This window comes from Pseudomonas sp. GL_091 (genome assembly GCF_057837725.1).
Genome location: NZ_CM174451.1, coordinates 3449192 through 3468615 on the forward strand (window position 1 = coordinate 3449192; position 19424 = coordinate 3468615).

Consider the following 19424-nt stretch of genomic DNA (forward strand, 5'->3'; position numbering starts at 1 on the left):
GGTTCTCATCCAGCCTTCACTTCATCGCATAAGCCAATGAGTCATAAGCAATTGACTAGAACTCGACGGCAAATGCAGACACCATAGCGTTCAACAGCCTCACACCCTGGAGTCAGTCCGCGTGCCGCAACACACCCCCGATCTTCCTCCTGAACTTCGCCCCCTGGCCGAGATGCCGCTGATCAAGCGCTTGCTCGCCCGATTCTTCGGCTACAGCCTGACCCGCCTGCACGCACAGCATCGTGCGTCGTGGTTGCATGGCCAGGCCGACGGTTTTCGCAGCGGTCACAGCGCCGGGGTCGATTACGGCTACAAGGAAGGCAAGCTCGAAGGGCTGGAGGAGGGTCGGCAGGTCCTGCTGATCCGCGACTCGCGCAGCACTGAACACCGACCGCCGAATGTCGATGACCTGCTGTTCGACGACTGGCGCCTGCCGTTGAGCGCCGAGTTGAAGAAGCGCATGAAGGCCGATGTAGCCCGCTTGTTGCCGGCCCATGCCCAACCCAGCGCCGCACAGTGGAAAATGATCTTCAGCGACACCCCATCCACCTCGGTGATCGCGGGTGCCGGTGCAGGCAAATCGACCACCCTGGTGCTGCGTATCTTGCTGTTGACCCATTACCTGGGCTTTGAACTGAGTTCAATGACGGTGGTGACCTTCACCCGCGAGTCGCGCAAGGACTTCATCAACAAGCTGATCGAACTGTTTGCACTCTGGGGCCGCGCGATCAGTTTCAAGGAGGCGCGGGATCTGGTGCGCACCTTTCACTCGCGGATCCTGCCGATGGTGCGCAGCCTTCCCGGTTTCGAGCGTTTGCAGGCTTTCGAGAACCTCAGCCTGCGGGCCGCACAGGGTGATGAGGAGGCCGACAGCAATCCGTTCGATCTGCGCATCAACGACGCTCAACGCCAGCAGCTCAACGCCTGCTATCACCGTCTGCACAGTGACGATGAACGTTTTCGCGCGCTGATCAAGCCGTTGTCCCGGCATGCCCTGCAACTCAAGGAGCTGGAGCGCGATCACCCGGATGTGCAGAAACGCATGGGCGTTACCGAACTGGCGGCCAAACGCGATGAAGAACTGTGCGACGCCATCGAGGACCTGTGGTTTCGCGCCGGTGCCTGGCCCATCAAGGGCATCGAACCGAATCGCCAGTCGTTCGATATCAACGGTTCCACATTCCATTGTCACGGCTACATCCCGTCCCTGGATGCCTGGGTGGTGCTGGGGTTCGATCCTCGGGAAAACCCGCAGGTCACGCGACCAAACGCCAAGCTGACGGTGCGCGCAGAGTGGGCAGTAAAACGCACCCTGTTTCAAGCTTTCTGTCGTAAGCCTTTGATATGGCTGGATAGTTATGAATCATCAAAACGCGTCTTGGCCTCGCTCGCCGGCGATGCCAGCGCCGGGCCGGGCTTCGATTACAAGGTCAAGGGCGAGCTCGCTTCAGCGCCGCTGCTCGATTGCTTTGTCGCCGCCGCCGGGTTCATCGAAAACCTCGGGCTGGATGTGCCGGGCGCCGTGGCTCAGATGAGTTTCGCCAAGGACGATCCCGACCGGTTCTTCTTCGAAGCCTTGAGTCTCTACTGGCGGGCGCTGGAAGATCACTTGCTGGATCAGAAACCGCCGATCATGACCTACAACCGGATGTTCGCCCTGTTCAGCGAGCATTCGCCGGAGAACCTCAAACTGCTCGGCGATGATCTGCTGCGGCCGCTGTCACACCTGATGATCGACGAATTCCAGGATGTCTCGCCGCAGATCGTCTCCTGGATCAGGGCCAGCCTGGCAGAGATCCGCAGTCGCGGACCGGCCATGCACGTCGGGCGCGGAGCCCAGCGTTCCTCGCTGCTCTGTGTGGGCGATGACTGGCAGTCCATCTATGGTTGGCGCGGCAGTTCGCCGACCTACTTCATGGAGTTCAACAAGGAGTTCCCGTCACCAAGCACCACCAAGGTCATGCTCAGCGACAACTACCGCAGCCACCAGTACATCATCGATGCCGCCGAGCACATCGTGCGTGCAGCACCGGCCATTGCCGGGAAGAAAGCCAAGGCCAGCGGTGAACCCAAGGCATTGCTGCCGGTGAACGTCCTCGATCGTGATGACCAGGGCATGGCCCAACGCCTGATGGAACATTACCGAAAGGGCGATTCGATCTTGATGCTTTATCGAAAAAGTAGCGATAAATCATTGATAACAGAGCATATTCAGGCTGTAGTTAATGTTGATTCGAGCTTGCCGTATGAGTCTCGCAGACTCAAGCAACTGACGTATCACAGTGCCAAGGGCCTCCAGGCTGATGCGGTGTTTTTGCTGGGCGACTGCCAGCACCTGACCAGTTCGCCTTACAAGAATCAGGTCTACCGGATGGCGGGCCTGGGCAAGGCAGGCGACAGCGAACCCTACGACAACGCCCAGAAGGACGAGATCCTGCGACTGGCCTACGTGGGCATTACCCGCGCCGTCAGCCATTGCTACTGGTACGTCGATGCACAGGACACCCAGGCCGCGAACATGCCCAAGGCCTCCGACCGGATCGGCAAGGGCAAAGCGTTCTTTGTCGACCATCGTAAAAGCCAAATCAGCGCCTGACTTCTGAATCGGGACTTTGTAGGAGCGAGCAAGCTCGCTCCTACACGGAACGGCGCTCAACAAAAAGCCCACTTGAAGTGGGCTTTTTTAACATCTGAGCCTTCAGGCATAACTCCGGAGGGCTTGTGGTGGTACGAAGGCTTCAAGTTCATCCTCCACCGCTTCGATTATCAGTTCTACATCCGCAGCATTCATGACGGTGGCGCACGGAATACCGGCAATGGCGATCATGGTCTCGCCAGTGGCACGATCAAACAGACGGGCAATCATGCTGCCCGGCGCGTCCATGCTCGCCTCGAAACCCATGGGATGAAAATGCCAGCGCATCAGCTGGCAGGCGTTTGGAAACGTGACCTTACTGAACCCTTTATTCATGTGTTGCCCGCCTTCATTATCGAGCGCGTCCATTAGCTCATGGTAGGAGGGAAGAACCTTCATTGGTTCAACCAGTGACAGTTTTTAAAAGTAGCATCCGGATGTGAAAATAATGTGGAGTTTTCAGGTCGTTTGGCGATTGCCGACATTTTTTTGATTCGGCTCACTCCTATCGGCAACTTGCGCGCACCAGCCTTCATCGGTTTAGTCGTTGAAGACAAAGCGCAAGTTGGGCAAGCTCGGTGTTTTCCCGTCGAGATGTCCAATGCACGCCGATGATGATGGCCCGCTGCAAACCCAGGCCACGGGCGAGACGGTCATGCGCTATCACTTGCGCTGGAAGCACCGGGACCTGGATGGCGTCATGGCGCTTTATCACCCTGAAGTCCAGTACAACGACTTTTTCCAGAACCGGGTCATGGGCCTGGCCGAGTTGCGCGAGTACGTGCGCAGCAGCATGCCCCGGGATCCGGATGAAGCGCTGGAGCATTCCGACCGCATTCGACTGGACGGCAACACCGCGTTCATTCAGTACCGCATCACCCTGCGCGGCGGTGAAGGGCTGGTGTCGTTTCGCGCCAGCGAAGCGATCACCGTCAAGGACGGGCTGATCTGGCGGGTCAATGAGTATGCTTCATTGGTTCACGAACAACCCGGCAACAAAGCTTCCAACAACCAACGCCCGGCGGTTAGCCGGCTCGGCCTGTCGCCGCGCCAATTGAGCTTCATGGCCGATGACCTGCAGCAGTATTTCCAGGGTCAACAGCCCTATCTGGACCCGGAGCTCGATCTGCAACGAGTGGCGAAGGAGTGTGGCTACAGCCGCAATCAGATTTCCTACCTGTTGAATCAGGTGCTCGGCCAGAGCTTCTACCGCTACGTCAACCAGGCACGCCTGCAACATTTGCTTGCAGCGCTGGATGCCGCCACACCGCCACTGCGCATCGATGAGCTGGCCTTCGCTGCCGGATTCAATTCGCTGTCGGCGTTCTACAGCTGTTTCCGCCAGCACACCGGCCAGTCCCCCAAGGCCTACGTCAAACAAATTTCTTTGCGTGCACGCGCGCAAGACAGCGCCTGAGCCCACGCACTAGGATCGACGCCATCGAAGTTTGAGTGGCGGAGTCTTGCATGCCGGCGTGGCGCACTATCAGTTTGTGGATGGACCAGCTCGACGAGCCGCTATTGGCGCGTCCGGCGCTGGAGCGGGACCTGGATGTCGACGTGGCGATCATCGGTGCGGGTTATACCGGTCTCTGGACCGCGTACTACCTCAAGCAACACAAACCAGACCTGAACATCGCCATCGTCGAAGCGCAAACCGCCGGTTTCGGCGCATCGGGGCGCAATGGCGGCTGGCTGATGGGCAATTTGCTGGGTGAAGATCGCCTGCTGGCCAATCTGTCGGCCGAAGAGCGCCGCGCCTCCTACGCTTTGTTGCACAGCATTCCGGATGAAGTGAAAATTGTCCTCGAACGTGAGGGGATCGACTGCGATTACCGTAAAGGCGGGGTGCTGTATTGCGCCGCACGCTATCCGGAGCAGGAGACCAGCCTTCGTCACTACCTGGACGATCTCCATCGCCAGGGCCTCAACGACAGCCACTATCGCTGGCTTACCCCGGAGCAACTGGCGCAACAGATCCGCGTCGCCAAACCCTACGGCGGTATCTACGCGCCGCACGTGGCGACCATCCACCCGGCCAAGCTGGTACGAGGGCTGGCCCGGGCGGTGGAGCGCCTGGGCGTCAGAATCTACGAAAACAGCCCGGTCACCCATTGGCAGTCCGGTAGCCTGCGCACGGCGAAAGCTTCGGTGCGCGGTCGCTGGGTGGTGCCGGCGGTAGAAGGCTACTCGGTCACGCTGCCGCCATTGGGGCGTTATCAGATGCCGGTGCAGAGCCTGATTGTCGCGACCGAACCATTGTCTGCGGCCACCTGGGACGAAATCGGCCTGAGTCGCGGCCAGGCGTTCAGCGAGGCCAGTCGCCAGGTCACCTACGGTCAGCGCACCGCTGACAATCGATTGATCTTTGGCGCCCGGGGCGGGTACCAGTTCGCCGGCAAGCTGCGGCATGACTTCGACCTGACTGCTGACGAAATACACCTGCGGCGCTACCTGTTCGGTGAACTATTCCCGCAGTTGAAGAACGTGCAGGTCACCCATTCCTGGGGCGGCAACCTGGGCATGTCCCGGCATTTCCAGCCGCACATGCTTTGCGATCAGGCCAACGGCATTGCCCTGTCTGGCGGTTATGGCGGGGAGGGCGTTGGCGCCAGCAACCTGGGCGGCCGCACGCTGGCCGACCTGATCCTGGGGCGCGACACCGACCTGGTGCGCCAGCCCTGGGTCATCCCCCAGCGTGGCCTCGACGCACTGCGGGCCTGGGAGCCGGAGCCGATCCGCTGGCTCGGCTACAACGCGATCATCCGCAGCTTTGTCCATGAGGACCAGACCCTGGCCAACCCGGCCACTGCGCCCTGGCGGCGCAAGCTGGCCAGCGGGGTGGCCGGTTTCATGGAAGGTTTCATGCACTAAACGGCGCGCTCTTCATCTACAGGCTACATCGACAGGTATTCCCATGAGCATCACGCAATTCAAGAACTCCGCAACCCTGAAGCTGGAAGAATCCAATCCGGTCGCCGTGCCCCTGGGTACCCTCGTGGCCGTGGCGTCGACCACTAGCGTCGAACGCGACGACGGCGTCGAGACCGGCGTCTGGGAATGCACCCCCGGGCGTTGGCGCCGGCAGATCGTCGCCCAGGAATTCTGTCACTTCATTCAGGGCCGCTGCACCTTCACCCCGGACGGCGGCGAGCCCCTGCACATAGAAGCCGGAGACGCACTGATGTTGCCGGCCAACAGCCTCGGCATCTGGGACATCCAGGAAACCGTGCGCAAGACCTACGTGCTGATTTTTTGAATATTCATTTTTGATCCTTTGATTGCCTGCCAACAAAAAAAACCTACAGGAATCGACTCATGCTCCGAAAGACACTGACTCTGGCCCCGCTGATGCTGGTTGCATCGATCAGCCAGGCCGCCGAAACCGTCAAGATCTACAACTGGTCGGATTACATCGCGCCAGACACCACGAAAAACTTCCAGAAAGAAACCGGCATCGACGTCACCTATGACGTCTATGACAGCAACGAAACCCTCGATGGCAAGTTGATGACCGGCAAATCCGGCTACGACGTGGTGTTCCCGTCCAACCACTTCATGGCCCGGCAGATTGAAGGCGGCGCGCTGAAGAAACTCGACAAGAGTCAGCTGCCGAACTGGAAGAACCTCAACCCTGTGTTGCTCAAGGCGTTGCAGACCAACGATCCGGGCAACGAGCACGGCTTCCCATACCTGTGGGGCAGTACCGGCATCGGCTACAACATTGCCAAGGTCAAGGCTGTGCTGGGGGACAACGCCCCGGTGGACTCCTGGGACCTGATCTTCAAGCCCGAGAACATGCAGAAGTTGCAGAAGTGCGGGGTGGCCATCCTCGACAACGGTCCGGAGTTGCTGCCGGCCGCATTGAACTACCTCGGGCTGGCGCATCACAGCAAGAACCCGGAAGACTACAAGAAGGCCGAAGCCCTGCTGATGAAAGTGCGGCCGTATGTCAGCTATTTCCACTCGTCCAAGTACACCAGCGACCTGGCCAATGGCGATATCTGTGTCGCGGTCGGCTTCTCCGGTGACATCCTGCAGGCGGAAAACCGCGCCAGGGAAGCCAAGAACGGCATCGACATCGGCTACTCGATTCCCAAGGAAGGCGCAGCGATCTGGTTCGACATGGTTGCCATGTCGGCCGATGCCCCGGATGAAAAGGCCGGTTACTCCTTTATGAACTACCTACTGCGTCCGGACGTCATGGCCAGCATCAGTAACCATGTGCATTACGCCAATGGCAATGAACAGGCCGACAGCCTGATCGACCCGGCCATCAAGAACGACACCAAGGTTTACCCAAGCCCGGAAATGATGGGCAAGCTGTTTGCCCTGCAAGCTATGCCGTTGAGTATCGACCGGATTCGCACGCGAGTGTGGAACAAGATTCGCACCGGCAGCTAAAGGGTTGATCTGGTCATCGGGACAGGACGTCCCCTTGCCAGAGTGATCAACCGGTCGGCTCAGCAGCACAACTCATCTGCCCTGAGCCGGGTATCTGGAAAAAAACCTCATCGTCGATTTGCCAGAAGCTGTAGCTGCCTTTGTAATCCTTGCCCGTGTACTGGGTTCCGGAATTGTTCGGCACCTGGTTCAGCGTCACCGAGGTGTTGGCCCATTTCAGGAACACCACGCCCGGTTCGACCGTAAAGAAGGTAGCGGCAACCAATGCGTTAAACCCTGCGCAACGATAAGCCAACGGGCCTTCCGTGAGCCGGCTTGGGTCCTTGGTTCTCGCAATGGCCGAACCCTGGCGCAGTTGGAACGCACGCTCGGCATAACTTCGCGCGACGCACGCCTTGGCTTGAGTCCCGCCATCACACTGGTTACGCGACTCAAGCCAGAACCGCTGATCAATCTCGACTTTATTCGGGCGCGGCACTGAATGTTCGTCGCTGAGCGCCAGGAGATAAAGGCGATTGAGTTCCAGGTCCATGCGCGCCAGTTGAGCGTCGTGACAGATAAGCTTTTCGGCGGATGCCTGGGGCGTGGCGCAATCGAAACTGGTTTTGTATGTTGGCAAGGGCTTTGGCTTGGCCTTTTTGGCGGCGTCACACACGCTCGCCGTCACGCACGCGCTGACGGCGAGCACAGAGGCCAGAAGTGGCATGACCATTTTCATTTCGGCGTCACCTGAGTCTTTGCGTGATGCCCGTATTGCAACGCCTGTGTCGAAGCGTTGCACAGTCATTCGGTCGCACGGGGTCTATCGAGTGTAAAGCAGTGCTCGAAACCTGCCACATCGTGCCAGGAGAAACGTCAGTCTTCCTCGCGAATCGTCGCCACATCATCGGCCCTGACTTTTACCGTCGCACCGGAAATGTCCTCAAACTCGAAGAACCCGTCCTTGGTTTTGGTTTTCGGCATGTCTTTGGTCAGGTATTGAGTGCCGTTCTGCAGTGTCACTACCGTTGGCGTCGAGCAACCGGCTAGCGCCAGCAGGGCCGCTGCAGCCAGGGGCAAGCCCAAAGTCTTGATGTCCATGATCACCTCCCGTTCGTTTAAAGCAGCGCCATCAGCCCGAGGCTGTCACTGCACCTGTATGGCGGTTGGTGCCGCCAGGGGGCAGAAAGTTCGACTGCCTGGGGAAAATTCCGTACAGCGCCGCCATTTATCCTTTTCCGATTGCACCGCGCAGCGTAGAACTGGTATCTGTACGCATAACCAGTATCCGCTCGCCATGGCCCATTTTCCAGTGACCGCAAATCCCCTCGACGATCCGTTCTATTACTTGAACAACTTCATGCAAGTGCTTGATTGGCTTGAGCAGCGCTTTGCCGATGTGCTGAGCGTCGACGAGCAGTGTTTCATTCATGAGTTTAAGCGGTTGCCCCGTGAATCGCAGGCACTGCTGGTCAGAATGGTGATGCGCAAGGGCGTTCATTTCAGGGCGGGCAAACTGCACTACGACGAAATTGGTGATACCGGCAGCGCCGTCGGGCCGCTGTTAGCGCTCGGTTGGGTCGATGAGCGAATGCCTTTGGCGATCGAAACGCTGTTCGAGGTGCTGCTCAAGGGTGAAATCCTCCAGGCCTTTGGCCCGGCAATCGATCAACCCAAAGGCAAGAAGGCCGATTGGTTGCCAGCGCTGTGCGAACAGTTTCCCCAGGTACAAAGCTTCAACGACTGGTGCCCGACCCTGGACGAGCGCCTGTTCAGCCTGACCATCATGCAATTGTGTGATCGCCTGCGGCTGATGTTTTTCGGCAACCTGTATCAGGACTGGTCGGAGTTCGTGCTCGCCGACCTCGGTATCTACACCTACGAAAAAGTCGAATTCTGCGCCGAGTCCCGTGGCTTGCGTAGCCGCGAAGACGTGGATGCCTGCGTCCTTCTGCACGCGTACCAGCAACAATTCGAGGCCGGTGAAGCACTGGAAGAGGTGGCCGAGCGGATCAAGGGCCTGGCGCTGGATAATCCGTGGTTGCAACGCCGGCGCGGCAAGCTGCTGTTCCAGATGGCCCAGTACTGCGAACGCATCGCCGATTTCTCCATGGCCCTGAACCTCTACCGTGAATGCGCTTATCCGGGTGCGCGTGCGCGGCTCATTCGCGTGCTGGAACGCAGCGGCCAGTTTGAGCAGGCCTTGGACCTGGCCGAGCAGGCCGAACAGGCACCGCAAAGCGCCGCCGAACACCAGCAGTTGCTCCGCGTGCTGCCACGCCTGCGGCGCAAGCTCGGCGGGCCGCCCATCAAGCGGACAGCACCGCGGGAAATGCAGCGCCTGGACCTGCAATTGCCCAGGACAGACCCGGCGTTATCGGTGGAGTTCTACGTTCAGGCGCACCTGGCGCAAGAGTCGGCGCCAGTGCACTACGTGGAAAACAGCCTGGTCAACTCACTGTTTGGCCTGCTGTGTTGGCCAGCGATTTTCGCGCCTTTGCCGGGAGCGTTTTTTCACCCGTTCCAGCGCGGGCCGGTGGACCTGCTCAGCGAAGACTTCCAGGTCCGCCGGGCCGAACTGTTTCAGGCGTGCCTGGCCGAACTCGACGACGGGCGCTATCGGCAGACCATCCGCGAACGTTATGCCGCCAAGTGGGGCGTGCAGTCGCCGTTCGTGTTCTGGAGCGTGCTCAGCGAAGAGTTGCTGGAGCAAGCCCTCGATTGCCTCCCGGCCGAGCACCTCAAGCATTGGTTCAACCGCCTGTTGCTGGACATCAAGGCCAATCGCGCCGGCATGCCCGACCTGATCCAGTTCTGGCCGCAGCACAAGACCTACCGCATGATCGAAGTCAAAGGCCCAGGCGATCGCTTGCAGGACAACCAGTTGCGCTGGCTGGAGTTCTGCCATGAACACCAGATGCCGATCGCCGTGTGCTACGTGCAATGGGCGGAGCAGGGCGATTGAGCTACAGCATTGCGGTGCGGGCGCTGTGCGAGTTCACCGCCAAGGTCGGCGACCTCGATCTGCGCTTCACGCCGTCACCGACCGCGCAGGAAGGCATCGTCGGGCACCGTACGGTGGCCTCGCGGCGCAGCGAGGGCTATCAAAGCGAAGTCGCCCTTGAGGGCCAGTATCAGACCTTGACGGTCAAGGGCAGGGCGGATGGCTATGACCCCGGGCAAAACTGCCTGGAAGAGGTCAAGACCTACCGCGGCGACTTGAGCAAACAGCCGGCCAACCACCGCCAATTGCATTGGGCCCAGGTGAAAATCTATGGCTGGTTGATGTGCCGGAAGCTGGATCTGCCGCAGATCAACCTCGCGCTGGTGTACTTCGACATCGTCAGCGAAAAGGAGACCTGCCTGGTCGAGCCTTTCGACGCCACCGAGCTGCAACAGTTCTTCGAACGGCATTGCGCGCTATTCCTGCAATGGGCCGAACAGGAAGTCGCCCATCGAGAAGGGCGCAATCTTGCCGCCCAGGGCCTGGCCTTTCCCCATGCCGGTTTTCGACCGGGGCAGCGTCATCTGGCCGAGTCGGTGTTCAAGGCCGTCAGCACGGGGCGCTGCCTGATGGCCCAGGCGCCCACGGGCATCGGCAAGACCCTGGGCACCTTGTTCCCCATGCTCAAGGCCCTGGCGCCGCAGCAACTGGATAAAGTGTTCTTCCTGACGGCGAAAACCCCGGGACGCAAACTGGCCCTGGACGCCGCGCAAGTGATTCTTGCCAGCGCCGGTGCGCCACCGTTGCGGGTGCTGGAGATGATCGCCCGGGACAAGGCCTGCGAACACCCGGACAAAGCCTGCCACGGCGAGTCCTGTCCACTGGCACGGGGTTTCTACGATCGCCTGCCCGCCGCACGGCAGGCGGCCAGTCAATTGAGCCTGTTGAACCAGAGCACCTTGCGCGAGGTTGCCCTGGCGCACGATGTCTGCCCGTATTACCTGAGCCAGGAAATGGCGCGTTGGGCCGACGTGGTGGTTGCCGACTACAACTATTACTTCGATTTCAGCGCGTTGCTGTTCGGCCTGGCCCAGGCCAACAACTGGAAGGTCGCGGTGCTGGTCGACGAAGCCCACAACCTGGTGGAACGCGGCCGGCAGATGTACAGCGCCAGCCTTGATCAGGCGACCTTCAACGGCGTGCGCAAAACCGCGCCGGAAGTGCTGAAAAAACCGCTGCAGCGGGTCAACCGCGAGTGGAATGCCCTGCATAACACGCAAACCGGCGCCTATCAGGCCTATGACAAGGCGCCGGAAAAGCTCCTTCAGGCACTGTCATCGTGCAGCGCCAGCATCGGTGACTACCTCAACGATCACCCACAAGGCCTGGATAGCGCACTGCAGGGGTTCTACTTCGACATGCTGCACTTTTGCCGGGTCGCCGAACTGTTCGATGAGCAGTTCCTGTTCGACATCAGCAAGCGCGACCTCGAGCGCCAGCGCAACCTCTCCCAACTGTGCCTGCGCAATGTGGTCCCCGCCGGGTTCATCCGCCCGCGCCTGACCGCCGCGCGTAGCACGGTGCTGTTTTCCGCGACCCTCAGCCCCCGGCACTATTACGCGGATTTACTGGGAACACCGGCGGACACGGTGTGTATCGACGTCGAGTCGCCGTTTCACGCCGATCAACTGCAAGTGCACATCGTCGACCAGATCTCCACGCGGTTCGTGCATCGCCAGTCGTCTCTGGAACCGATCGTGGACTTGATCGCCAGACAGTTCTGCGAGCGCCCTGGCAATTATCTGGCGTTTTTCAGCAGCTTCGATTATTTGCAGCAGGTGGCGCAGTTGCTGGCCGAGAAACATCCGCACATCACTCTGTGGTCACAGTCCCGAGGCATGGGCGAAGCGCAGCGTCAGGCGTTTCTCGATCAGTTCCACGCCGACGGCAAGGGTATCGGCTTTGCGGTGCTGGGCGGGGCCTTCGGTGAAGGCATCGATTTGCCCGGCGCCCGGTTGATCGGCGCGTTTATCGCCACGCTGGGGCTGGCGCAGCTCAATCCGGTGAACGAACAACTGAAACGGCGCATGGCCGCCATTTTCGGTGCCGGATATGACTACACCTACCTGTTTCCCGGTGTGCAGAAAGTGGTGCAGGCCGCTGGACGGGTCATCCGTACCCAACAGGATCAAGGGGTGGTGATGTTGATCGACGACCGTTTTGGCGAGAGCAAGGTCAGGCAGTTGCTGCCGCGTTGGTGGGCCATAGCAGGCTCACATCGGTTCAATGATTCGGAGCATCACAGCATCGGGTTGCCGCCCTGTGGGAGTGAGCCTGCTCCCACAAGGGATTGCCTTTGACCTGAGGGGAGTATCAGGCCTTGAGATGGCGCAAGCTGCGCTCCATCCGCGCAATGCCTCCTTCCAGCAGCGACCGTGGGCAGCCGAAGTTCAGGCGTACGAACTGCTTGCAGTCATCGCCGAAGTCCAGGCCGGCGCTCAAACCGACCTTGGCCTGCTCAAGGAAGAACTGCTGCGGGTCGTCCAGCCCCAGTGCCGTGCAGTCGAGCCACGCCAGGTAGGTGCTTTGCGGCAGGTTCATGGTGATGCCCGGCAGGCGGGTACGCACGGCCTCGGCGAGGAAGTCGCGGTTGCCTTGCAGGTAGACCTTCAGTTCGGCCAGCCATGGCGCAGCTTCGCTGTAGGCGACGCGGGTGGCTTCCATGCCCAGCGGATTGACGCTATCGACCATGCCGCAACGGGCGTGGTTGACCTTCTCGCGCAGGTGGCGGTCCTGGATGATCATGAACGAGGTCTTCAGGCCGGCGATGTTGTAGGCCTTGCTCGCCGACATCAGCGTGATGGTGCGCTGGGCGACTTGCGGGCTCAGGGTCGCCATCGGAATGTGCTGGCGGCCGTCGAAGCACAGTTCGGCGTGGATCTCGTCGGAAATGATCCAGGCATCATGCTTGAGGCAAATGTCGGCAATGGCTTGCAGCTCTGCGCGGGGGAAGGCCTTGCCCAGCGGGTTATGCGGGTTGCTCAGCAGCAAGGCGCCGCCACCTTGCAATGACTGGCTCAGGGTATCCAGCGGCGTGGTGTAGGTGCCGTCGGCTTGCGCATCGAAATTCAACTCGACCTTGTTCAGGCCCCAATGCCCGGGCGCATGGCGCAGCGGCGGGTAGTTCGGCACCTGCACAACGACATTCTGTGGCGCCTGCACCAGTGCCTTCAACGCCATGTTGAAACCGGACTCGACGCCCGGCAGGAAAATCAGTTCCTGGGGTTCGACGCGCCAGGCGTACTTGTTCCAGAGGTCGGCAACGATTGCCTCGCGCAGGTCATCCTGGGCCACGCTGTAGCCGACCATCGGGTGTTCCAGTCGCTTTTGCAGGGCCTGGATGATCACCGGCGGCGCGGCGAAATCCATGTCGGCGACCCACATCGGCAACACGTCGGCCGGGTAGCGGCTCCACTTGGTACTGCCGGTATGGTGGCGGTCGAACACCTGATCAAAATCGAAAGTCATGCGCAAATCTCATAAAGGCCGGGTTAAACATGGCTGCCATGATAAGCGCCAATCCCTGTGGGAGCGAGCCTGCTCGCGAAGCGTAGTGTCAATCGACACTCATGCCGGACCTGCTGGCCTCTTCGCGAGCAGGCTCGCTCCCACTGGTTGTATGCCTTGGTTCGCATCGGGGAATTGCCCGACGGTCGGCTGTCATGGTGAATTCGACAGCATTGACTACAGTTTGTAGTGTCGGCAGCCAGACTGCCCCGACCGTGGTTGTTCAAAAAAGCCCGGCAATGTACCGGGTTCCACCTGATACAGGAGTGCACGATGGATCTCAGCCGTCGTCAGTTCTTCAAGGTCGCCGGTATCGGCCTTGCAGGCTCTAGCCTGGGCGCGTTGGGCATGGCCCCGACAATTGCCTTTGCCGAACAGGTGCGTCACTTCAAGCTCGCCCACACCCATGAAACCCGCAACACCTGCCCGTATTGCTCGGTCGGTTGCGGCGTGATCATGTATAGCCAGGGTGATACGGCGAAGAATGTCGCGCAAAACATCATCCACATCGAAGGTGACGCCGACCACCCGGTCAACCGCGGCACCCTTTGCCCCAAAGGCGCAGGCCTGCTGGACTTCATTCACAGCCCCGGCCGCCTGCAATACCCGCAGGTGCGCAAACCCGGCAGCACCGAGTGGACCCGCATCTCCTGGGATGAAGCGCTGGACCGCGTCGCCGACCTGATGAAGGCCGACCGCGACGCCAACTTCATCGAGAAGAACGCCCAGGGCCAAACGGTGAACCGCTGGCTGACCACCGGTTTCCTCGCGGCATCGGCGGCGTCCAACGAAGCCGGCTACATCACCCACAAGGTGGTGCGCAGTCTCGGCATGCTGGGGTTTGATAACCAGGCGCGTGTCTGACACGGCCCGACGGTGGCAAGTCTTGCCCCGACGTACGGCCGCGGTGCCATGACCAATACCTGGACCGATATCGCCAACGCGAATCTGGTTCTGGTGATGGGCGGCAACGCAGCAGAAGCGCATCCGTGCGGCTTCAAATGGGTGACCGAAGCCAAGGCGCACAACAAGGCGCGGCTGATCGTGGTCGATCCGCGTTTTACCCGGACCGCCTCGGTGGCCGACTATTACGCGCCGATCCGCACCGGCACCGACATCGCCTTCATGGGCGGACTGATCAATTACCTGCTGACCGAAGACAAGATCCAGCACGAGTACGTGCGCAACTACACCGACGTGTCGTTCATCGTCAAAGCCGGCTATGGCTTCGAGGACGGGATTTTCAGCGGCTACGACGCGGCCAAGCGCCTCTACACCGACAAATCCGGTTGGGGCTATGAGCTCGGTGAAGACGGATTTGCCAAGGTCGATCCGACCCTGCAAGACCCACGCTGCGTCTATCAATTGATGAAGCAGCATTACAGCCGTTACAACATTGACCTGGCGAGCCAGATCTGCGGCATGCCGGTCGATGCCATGCAGAAAATCTGGGAGGAGATCGCCACTTGCTCGACGCCGGGCAAGACCATGACCATCCTCTATGCCCTGGGCTGGACCCAGCATTCGACTGGCGCGCAGATGATTCGCAGTGCGGCGATGGTGCAACTGCTGCTGGGTAACGTCGGTATGCCGGGCGGCGGCGTGAATGCCTTGCGCGGGCACTCCAACATCCAGGGGCTGACCGACCTGGGCTTATTGTCCAACTCACTGCCGGGCTACCTCTCGCTACCCGGCGATGCCGAACAGGACTACAACGCCTACATCGTCAAGCGCACGCAAAAACCGTTGCGCCCGGGGCAACTGTCCTACTGGCAGAACTACGGCAAATTCCACGTCAGCCTGATGAAAGCCTGGTACGGCGCCAACGCCACGGCCGAGAACAACTGGGCCTACGACTACCTGCCGAAACTGGACATTCCCCAATACGACATCCTCAAGGTGTTTGATTTGATGGGCCAGGGCAAGGTCAATGGCTACCTGTGTCAGGGCTTCAACCCGATTGCCGCGCTGCCGGACAAAAACCGGGTGATGCTGGCGTTGGCGAAGTTGAAGTGGCTGGTGGTGATGGATCCGCTGGCCACCGAGACCTCGGAGTTCTGGCATAAGGTCGGGCCGTACAATGACGTGAACAGCGCCGACATCCAGACCGAAGTGATTCGCCTGCCCACCACCTGTTTTGCCGAGGAGGACGGCTCGCTGGTCAACAGCAGCCGCTGGCTGCAATGGCACTGGAAGGGCGCGGATGGCCCCGGCGAAGCGCGCACCGACATACGGATCATGAGTGAGCTGTTCCTGCGTCTACGCCAGCGCTACCAGGCCAATGGCGGCAAATACCCTGATCCGATGCTCAAATTGTCGTGGGCGTACAAGATCCCCGATGAGCCTTCGCCAGAAGAGCTGGCCAAGGAAATCAACGGCTACGCCACCACGGACTTCACCGACGCGACGGGCGCGGCAATCAAGGGCAATTCACAACTGGCCGGGTTTGGCCAACTCAAGGATGACGGCAGCACGGCGTCCGGTTGCTGGATTTTCTGCGGCAGCTGGACCGAACTGGGCAACCAGATGGCCCGCCGCGACAACAACGATCCGTTCGGCATGCACCAGCATCAAGGCTGGGCCTGGGCCTGGCCGGCCAACCGACGGATTCTCTACAACCGCGCCTCGGCGGACCTGCAAGGCAAGCCGTGGGATCCGAAAAAACGCCTGGTGTGGTGGAACGGTAAAACCTGGGGCGGCACCGATGTGCCGGACTACAAGGCCGACGTGCCGCCGGAAGCGGGGATGAATCCGTTCATCATGAACCCCGAGGGCGTGGCGCGATTCTTCGCCGTCGACAAGATGAACGAAGGCCCGTTCCCCGAACACTACGAGCCGTTCGAGACGCCGATCGGCATCAACCCGCTGCACCCGCAAAACAAGAAAGCCACCAGCAACCCGGCGGCGCGGATCTTCGATTCGGTGTGGGATTCCCTCGGCGTGGCCAAGGATTACCCGTACGCCGCCACCAGTTACCGGCTGACCGAGCATTTCCACTTCTGGAGCAAGCATTGCAAGCTCAACGCGATTGCCCAGCCGGAGCAGTTCGTGGAAATCGGCGAAGTGCTGGCCAAGGAAAAAGGCATCGTCGCTGGCGACCGGGTACGGGTCAGCAGCAAGCGTGGCTTCATCGAAGCGGTAGCGGTGGTGACCAAGCGGATTCGTCCGCTGCAGGTCAACAATCAGGTGGTGCACCAGATCGGTATTCCGTTGCACTGGGGGTTCACCGGCCTCACGCGCCACGGTTACCTGACCAACACCCTGGTGCCGTTCCTCGGCGATGGCAACACCCAGACCCCGGAATCCAAGTCATTCCTGGTCAACGTGGAGAAAGTCTAAATGGCCAGCCAAGACATCATTGCCCGCTCGGCCACCACCACACCTGCGCCCTCGGTGCGCGGCATGGAGGAAGTCGCCAAGCTGATCGACACCACCAAATGCATCGGTTGCAAGGCCTGCCAGGTCGCCTGTTCGGAATGGAACGAGTTGCGTGACGAGGTTGGCCATAACCATGGCACTTACGACAACCCGCAAGACCTCACCGCAGAAACCTGGACGCTGATGCGCTTCACCGAGCATGAAACCGACGCCGGCAACCTGGAATGGCTGATCCGCAAGGACGGATGCATGCATTGCGCCGAACCCGGCTGCCTGGCGGCATGCCCCAGCCCGGGGGCGATCATCAAGCACGCCAATGGCATCGTCGATTTCGATCAGGATCATTGCATCGGTTGCGGCTATTGCATCACCGGGTGTCCGTTCAACATTCCACGGATCTCGCAAAAGGATCACAAGGCCTACAAATGCACCTTGTGCTCGGACCGGGTGGCGGTAGGGCTGGAACCAGCCTGCGTGAAAACCTGCCCGACCGGCGCCATCGTGTTCGGCTCCAAGGACGACATGAAGGAGCATGCGGCCGAGCGCATCGTCGACCTCAAGAGCCGGGGCTTTGAAAACGCCGGCCTGTACGACCCCGAAGGCGTCGGCGGCACCCACGTGATGTACGTGCTGCACCACGCCGATACGCCAAGACTGTACGCCGGCTTGCCCGATCACCCGGCGATCAGCCCGTTGGTGGGGCTGTGGAAAGGCATCAGCAAACCCCTGGCGCTGCTGGCCATGGGCGCGGCGGTGGTGGCCGGGTTCTTCCACTACGTGCGCGTCGGCCCGCAAATCGTCGAAGAGGATGAACATCCGGAGCCGCCGGACAACGCTGTGCATGAAGTCGATCCGTCGGTGCACACCTTCGATCCCCGTGGGGAGGGCAGGCCATGAGCAACAAGTCGATCCTGCGCTACACCAGCAACCAGCGCACCAATCACTGGCTGGTGGCGATTCTGTTCCTCATGGCCGGGCTGTCCGGGTTGGCGCTGTTCCACCCAGCGCTGTTCTGGCTGAGCAACCTGTTCGGCGGCGGGCCATGGACGCGCATCCTGCACCCGTTCATGGGCGTGTTGATGTTCTTGCTGTTCCTCGGTTTGGTGCTGCGTTTCTGGCGCGCCAACTACTTCATCGCCAATGATCGCCTGTGGCTCAAACGCATCGACCGGGTGATGAAAAATGAAGAGGAGGGTGTTCCGCCCATCGGCAAGTACAACCCCGGGCAGAAGTTGCTGTTCTGGACTTTACTGCTGTGCATGCTGGTGCTGTTGTTCAGCGGGCTGGTGATCTGGCGTGCGTACTTCAGCGAGTATTTCGGCATCACCGCGATACGCTGGTCGATGTTGCTGCATGCATTGGCCGCTTTTGTGCTGATCCTGAGCATCATCGTGCACATCTATGCCGGCATCTGGATCAAGGGCTCGGTCAGCGCCATGTTGCACGGCTGGGTCAGCCGCGGCTGGGCCAGGAAACACCACGAACTCTGGTATCGCCAAGTGACTCAAGATGAGACCCGCGACGAAGCTCCCAAGCGACCGATCACCAAAAAGGGCTGACATTTGCCAACCATCCTCGAACCCGGAGAAATCGAAGCGGCGGCCAGTTCGCCGCCGTTTCTGTACATGCCGCCGCCTAACCTGTTCAGCCTGCGCGCCCAGCGCCTGGAAACGCTGGCCGAAGGGCACCCGCTGGCCGACTACCTGCGCCTGATCGCCGGGTTGTGCCGGGTGCAGCAACAGGTGCTGGACGACCCGCCCTCAAGCGAACCCCTCGACCGACAACGCATCGAATTGTGCCAGCAACACGGCTTGCCGCCGTTCGCGGCCGACAGCCTGGCGCGCGAAGGCGATTGGCAGCTTTACCTCGATGCCTTGTTGCAGCGCTACAGCGTGCCGCCGCAATCCACCGTGGCCGATGCCGTGGAAACCTTGCGCCTGGCCGGTGCCGGGCAACGTCGTAGCTGGGCGGTGGCACTGGTCAGCGGCCAGTATTCGCTGGTGCCGGCCGCGCTGGTGCCGTTTCTCGGTGCGGCGCTGCAAACAGCCTGGAGCCACTGGCTATTGAGTACACCGAACCTGGCGCTGAGCCCCGGCGACAGCCTCAGCCAGTGCCCGGCCTGTGGCTCGCCGGCCATGGCCGGGGTCATCCGTCATCGCGGCAAGCACAACGGCTTGCGTTATCTGGTCTGTTCGCTGTGCGCCTGCGAGTGGCATGTGGTGCGGGTCAAGTGCGTGTATTGCGAGCAGAGCAAGGGCCTGGAATACCTCAGCCTTGAAGATGATCGCCATGCCGCCAACCAGGCGCCGTTGCGCGCCGAAATCTGCCCCGGTTGTAACAGCTATCTGAAGTTGCTCTATCTGGAGAACGATGCGGACGCCGAAGCGTTGTCGGCCGACCTGTCCAGCCTGATGCTCGACATGCGCCTGACCCAGGACGGTTATCAGCGTCTGGCACCGAATCTGTTGCTGGCGCCGGGAGACGAGTAACCGTAGCGTCTACACTGTGGCGCGAGGG

Annotated in this window: 15 protein-coding genes; 11 read left to right on the forward strand and 4 right to left on the reverse strand. The window is 60.6% G+C overall.

Annotation, left to right across the window (positions count from 1 at the left end):
* Window positions 1-121: 121 nt before the first annotated feature.
* A complete protein-coding gene (locus tag AC3ITY_RS15760) occupies window positions 122-2596 on the forward strand; it encodes a UvrD-helicase domain-containing protein (protein ID WP_489310547.1) in 2475 nt (824 codons plus the stop codon).
* Between the two features lie 102 nt (window positions 2597-2698).
* Here AC3ITY_RS15760 and AC3ITY_RS15765 read toward each other — a convergent pair whose 3' ends face one another.
* On the reverse strand, window positions 2699-2971 hold the full coding sequence (locus AC3ITY_RS15765; RefSeq protein WP_095942234.1) for a DUF1652 domain-containing protein: 273 nt from the start codon (window positions 2969-2971) through the stop codon (window positions 2699-2701).
* A gap of 265 nt (window positions 2972-3236) precedes the next feature.
* On the opposite strand from AC3ITY_RS15765, the gene AC3ITY_RS15770 reads away from it, so the two are divergent.
* The 4 genes from AC3ITY_RS15770 to AC3ITY_RS15785 are packed head-to-tail and all read left to right on the forward strand — an operon-like array spanning window position 3237 to window position 7039.
* A complete protein-coding gene (locus tag AC3ITY_RS15770; RefSeq protein ID WP_489310549.1) occupies window positions 3237-4052 on the forward strand; it encodes a helix-turn-helix transcriptional regulator in 816 nt (271 codons plus the stop codon).
* Window positions 4053-4102: 50 nt separating this feature from the next.
* Entirely contained in the window at window positions 4103-5509 is a 1407-nt protein-coding gene (locus tag AC3ITY_RS15775) for an NAD(P)/FAD-dependent oxidoreductase (protein WP_489310552.1), read from the forward strand.
* A 43-nt stretch (window positions 5510-5552) separates the two neighbouring features.
* The gene (locus AC3ITY_RS15780; protein ID WP_489310554.1) at window positions 5553-5894 is read left to right on the forward strand and encodes a cupin domain-containing protein; all 342 of its coding nucleotides are present in this window, start codon (window positions 5553-5555) and stop codon (window positions 5892-5894) included.
* Between the two features lie 59 nt (window positions 5895-5953).
* Entirely contained in the window at window positions 5954-7039 is a 1086-nt protein-coding gene (locus AC3ITY_RS15785; protein WP_489310556.1) for a polyamine ABC transporter substrate-binding protein, read from the forward strand.
* A 46-nt stretch (window positions 7040-7085) separates the two neighbouring features.
* On the opposite strand, the gene AC3ITY_RS15790 is transcribed toward AC3ITY_RS15785, so the two are convergent.
* The gene (locus AC3ITY_RS15790) at window positions 7086-7757 is read right to left on the reverse strand and encodes an MliC family protein (RefSeq protein ID WP_489310883.1); all 672 of its coding nucleotides are present in this window, start codon (window positions 7755-7757) and stop codon (window positions 7086-7088) included.
* 137 nt (window positions 7758-7894) lie between these two features.
* Window positions 7895-8119 (reverse strand): YgdI/YgdR family lipoprotein, encoded by a 225-nt coding sequence (locus AC3ITY_RS15795; RefSeq protein WP_489310558.1) that lies wholly within the window; start codon window positions 8117-8119, stop codon window positions 7895-7897.
* Between the two features lie 196 nt (window positions 8120-8315).
* Between AC3ITY_RS15795 and AC3ITY_RS15800 the strand changes: the two genes are divergently transcribed.
* On the forward strand, window positions 8316-9983 hold the full coding sequence (locus AC3ITY_RS15800; protein ID WP_489310560.1) for a VRR-NUC domain-containing protein: 1668 nt from the start codon (window positions 8316-8318) through the stop codon (window positions 9981-9983).
* Complete coding sequence (locus tag AC3ITY_RS15805) at window positions 9980-12322, forward strand: ATP-dependent DNA helicase (protein ID WP_489310562.1); 2343 nt, start codon at window positions 9980-9982, stop codon at window positions 12320-12322. Before AC3ITY_RS15800 ends, AC3ITY_RS15805 begins: the two co-directional genes overlap by 4 nt.
* 13 nt (window positions 12323-12335) lie before the next feature.
* On the opposite strand, the gene AC3ITY_RS15810 is transcribed toward AC3ITY_RS15805, so the two are convergent.
* The gene (locus AC3ITY_RS15810) at window positions 12336-13490 is read right to left on the reverse strand and encodes a MalY/PatB family protein (protein ID WP_489310564.1); all 1155 of its coding nucleotides are present in this window, start codon (window positions 13488-13490) and stop codon (window positions 12336-12338) included.
* A 312-nt stretch (window positions 13491-13802) separates the two neighbouring features.
* Here AC3ITY_RS15810 and fdnG point away from each other — a divergent pair, with 312 nt between their 5' ends.
* From fdnG to fdhE, 4 genes are read left to right on the forward strand one after another with little or no spacing between them, the layout of a single operon-like run.
* Complete coding sequence (gene fdnG / locus AC3ITY_RS15815; protein WP_489310566.1) at window positions 13803-16868, forward strand: formate dehydrogenase-N subunit alpha; 3066 nt, start codon at window positions 13803-13805, stop codon at window positions 16866-16868.
* Window positions 16869-17804: a formate dehydrogenase subunit beta gene (gene fdxH, locus AC3ITY_RS15820; RefSeq protein WP_489310568.1), complete on the forward strand. Its 936-nt coding sequence runs from the start codon at window positions 16869-16871 to the stop codon at window positions 17802-17804.
* Complete coding sequence (locus AC3ITY_RS15825; protein WP_489310570.1) at window positions 17801-18466, forward strand: formate dehydrogenase subunit gamma; 666 nt, start codon at window positions 17801-17803, stop codon at window positions 18464-18466. Before fdxH ends, AC3ITY_RS15825 begins: the two co-directional genes overlap by 4 nt.
* 3 nt (window positions 18467-18469) lie before the next feature.
* Entirely contained in the window at window positions 18470-19396 is a 927-nt protein-coding gene (gene fdhE, locus AC3ITY_RS15830) for a formate dehydrogenase accessory protein FdhE (protein ID WP_489310572.1), read from the forward strand.
* Window positions 19397-19424 lie beyond the last annotated feature (28 nt).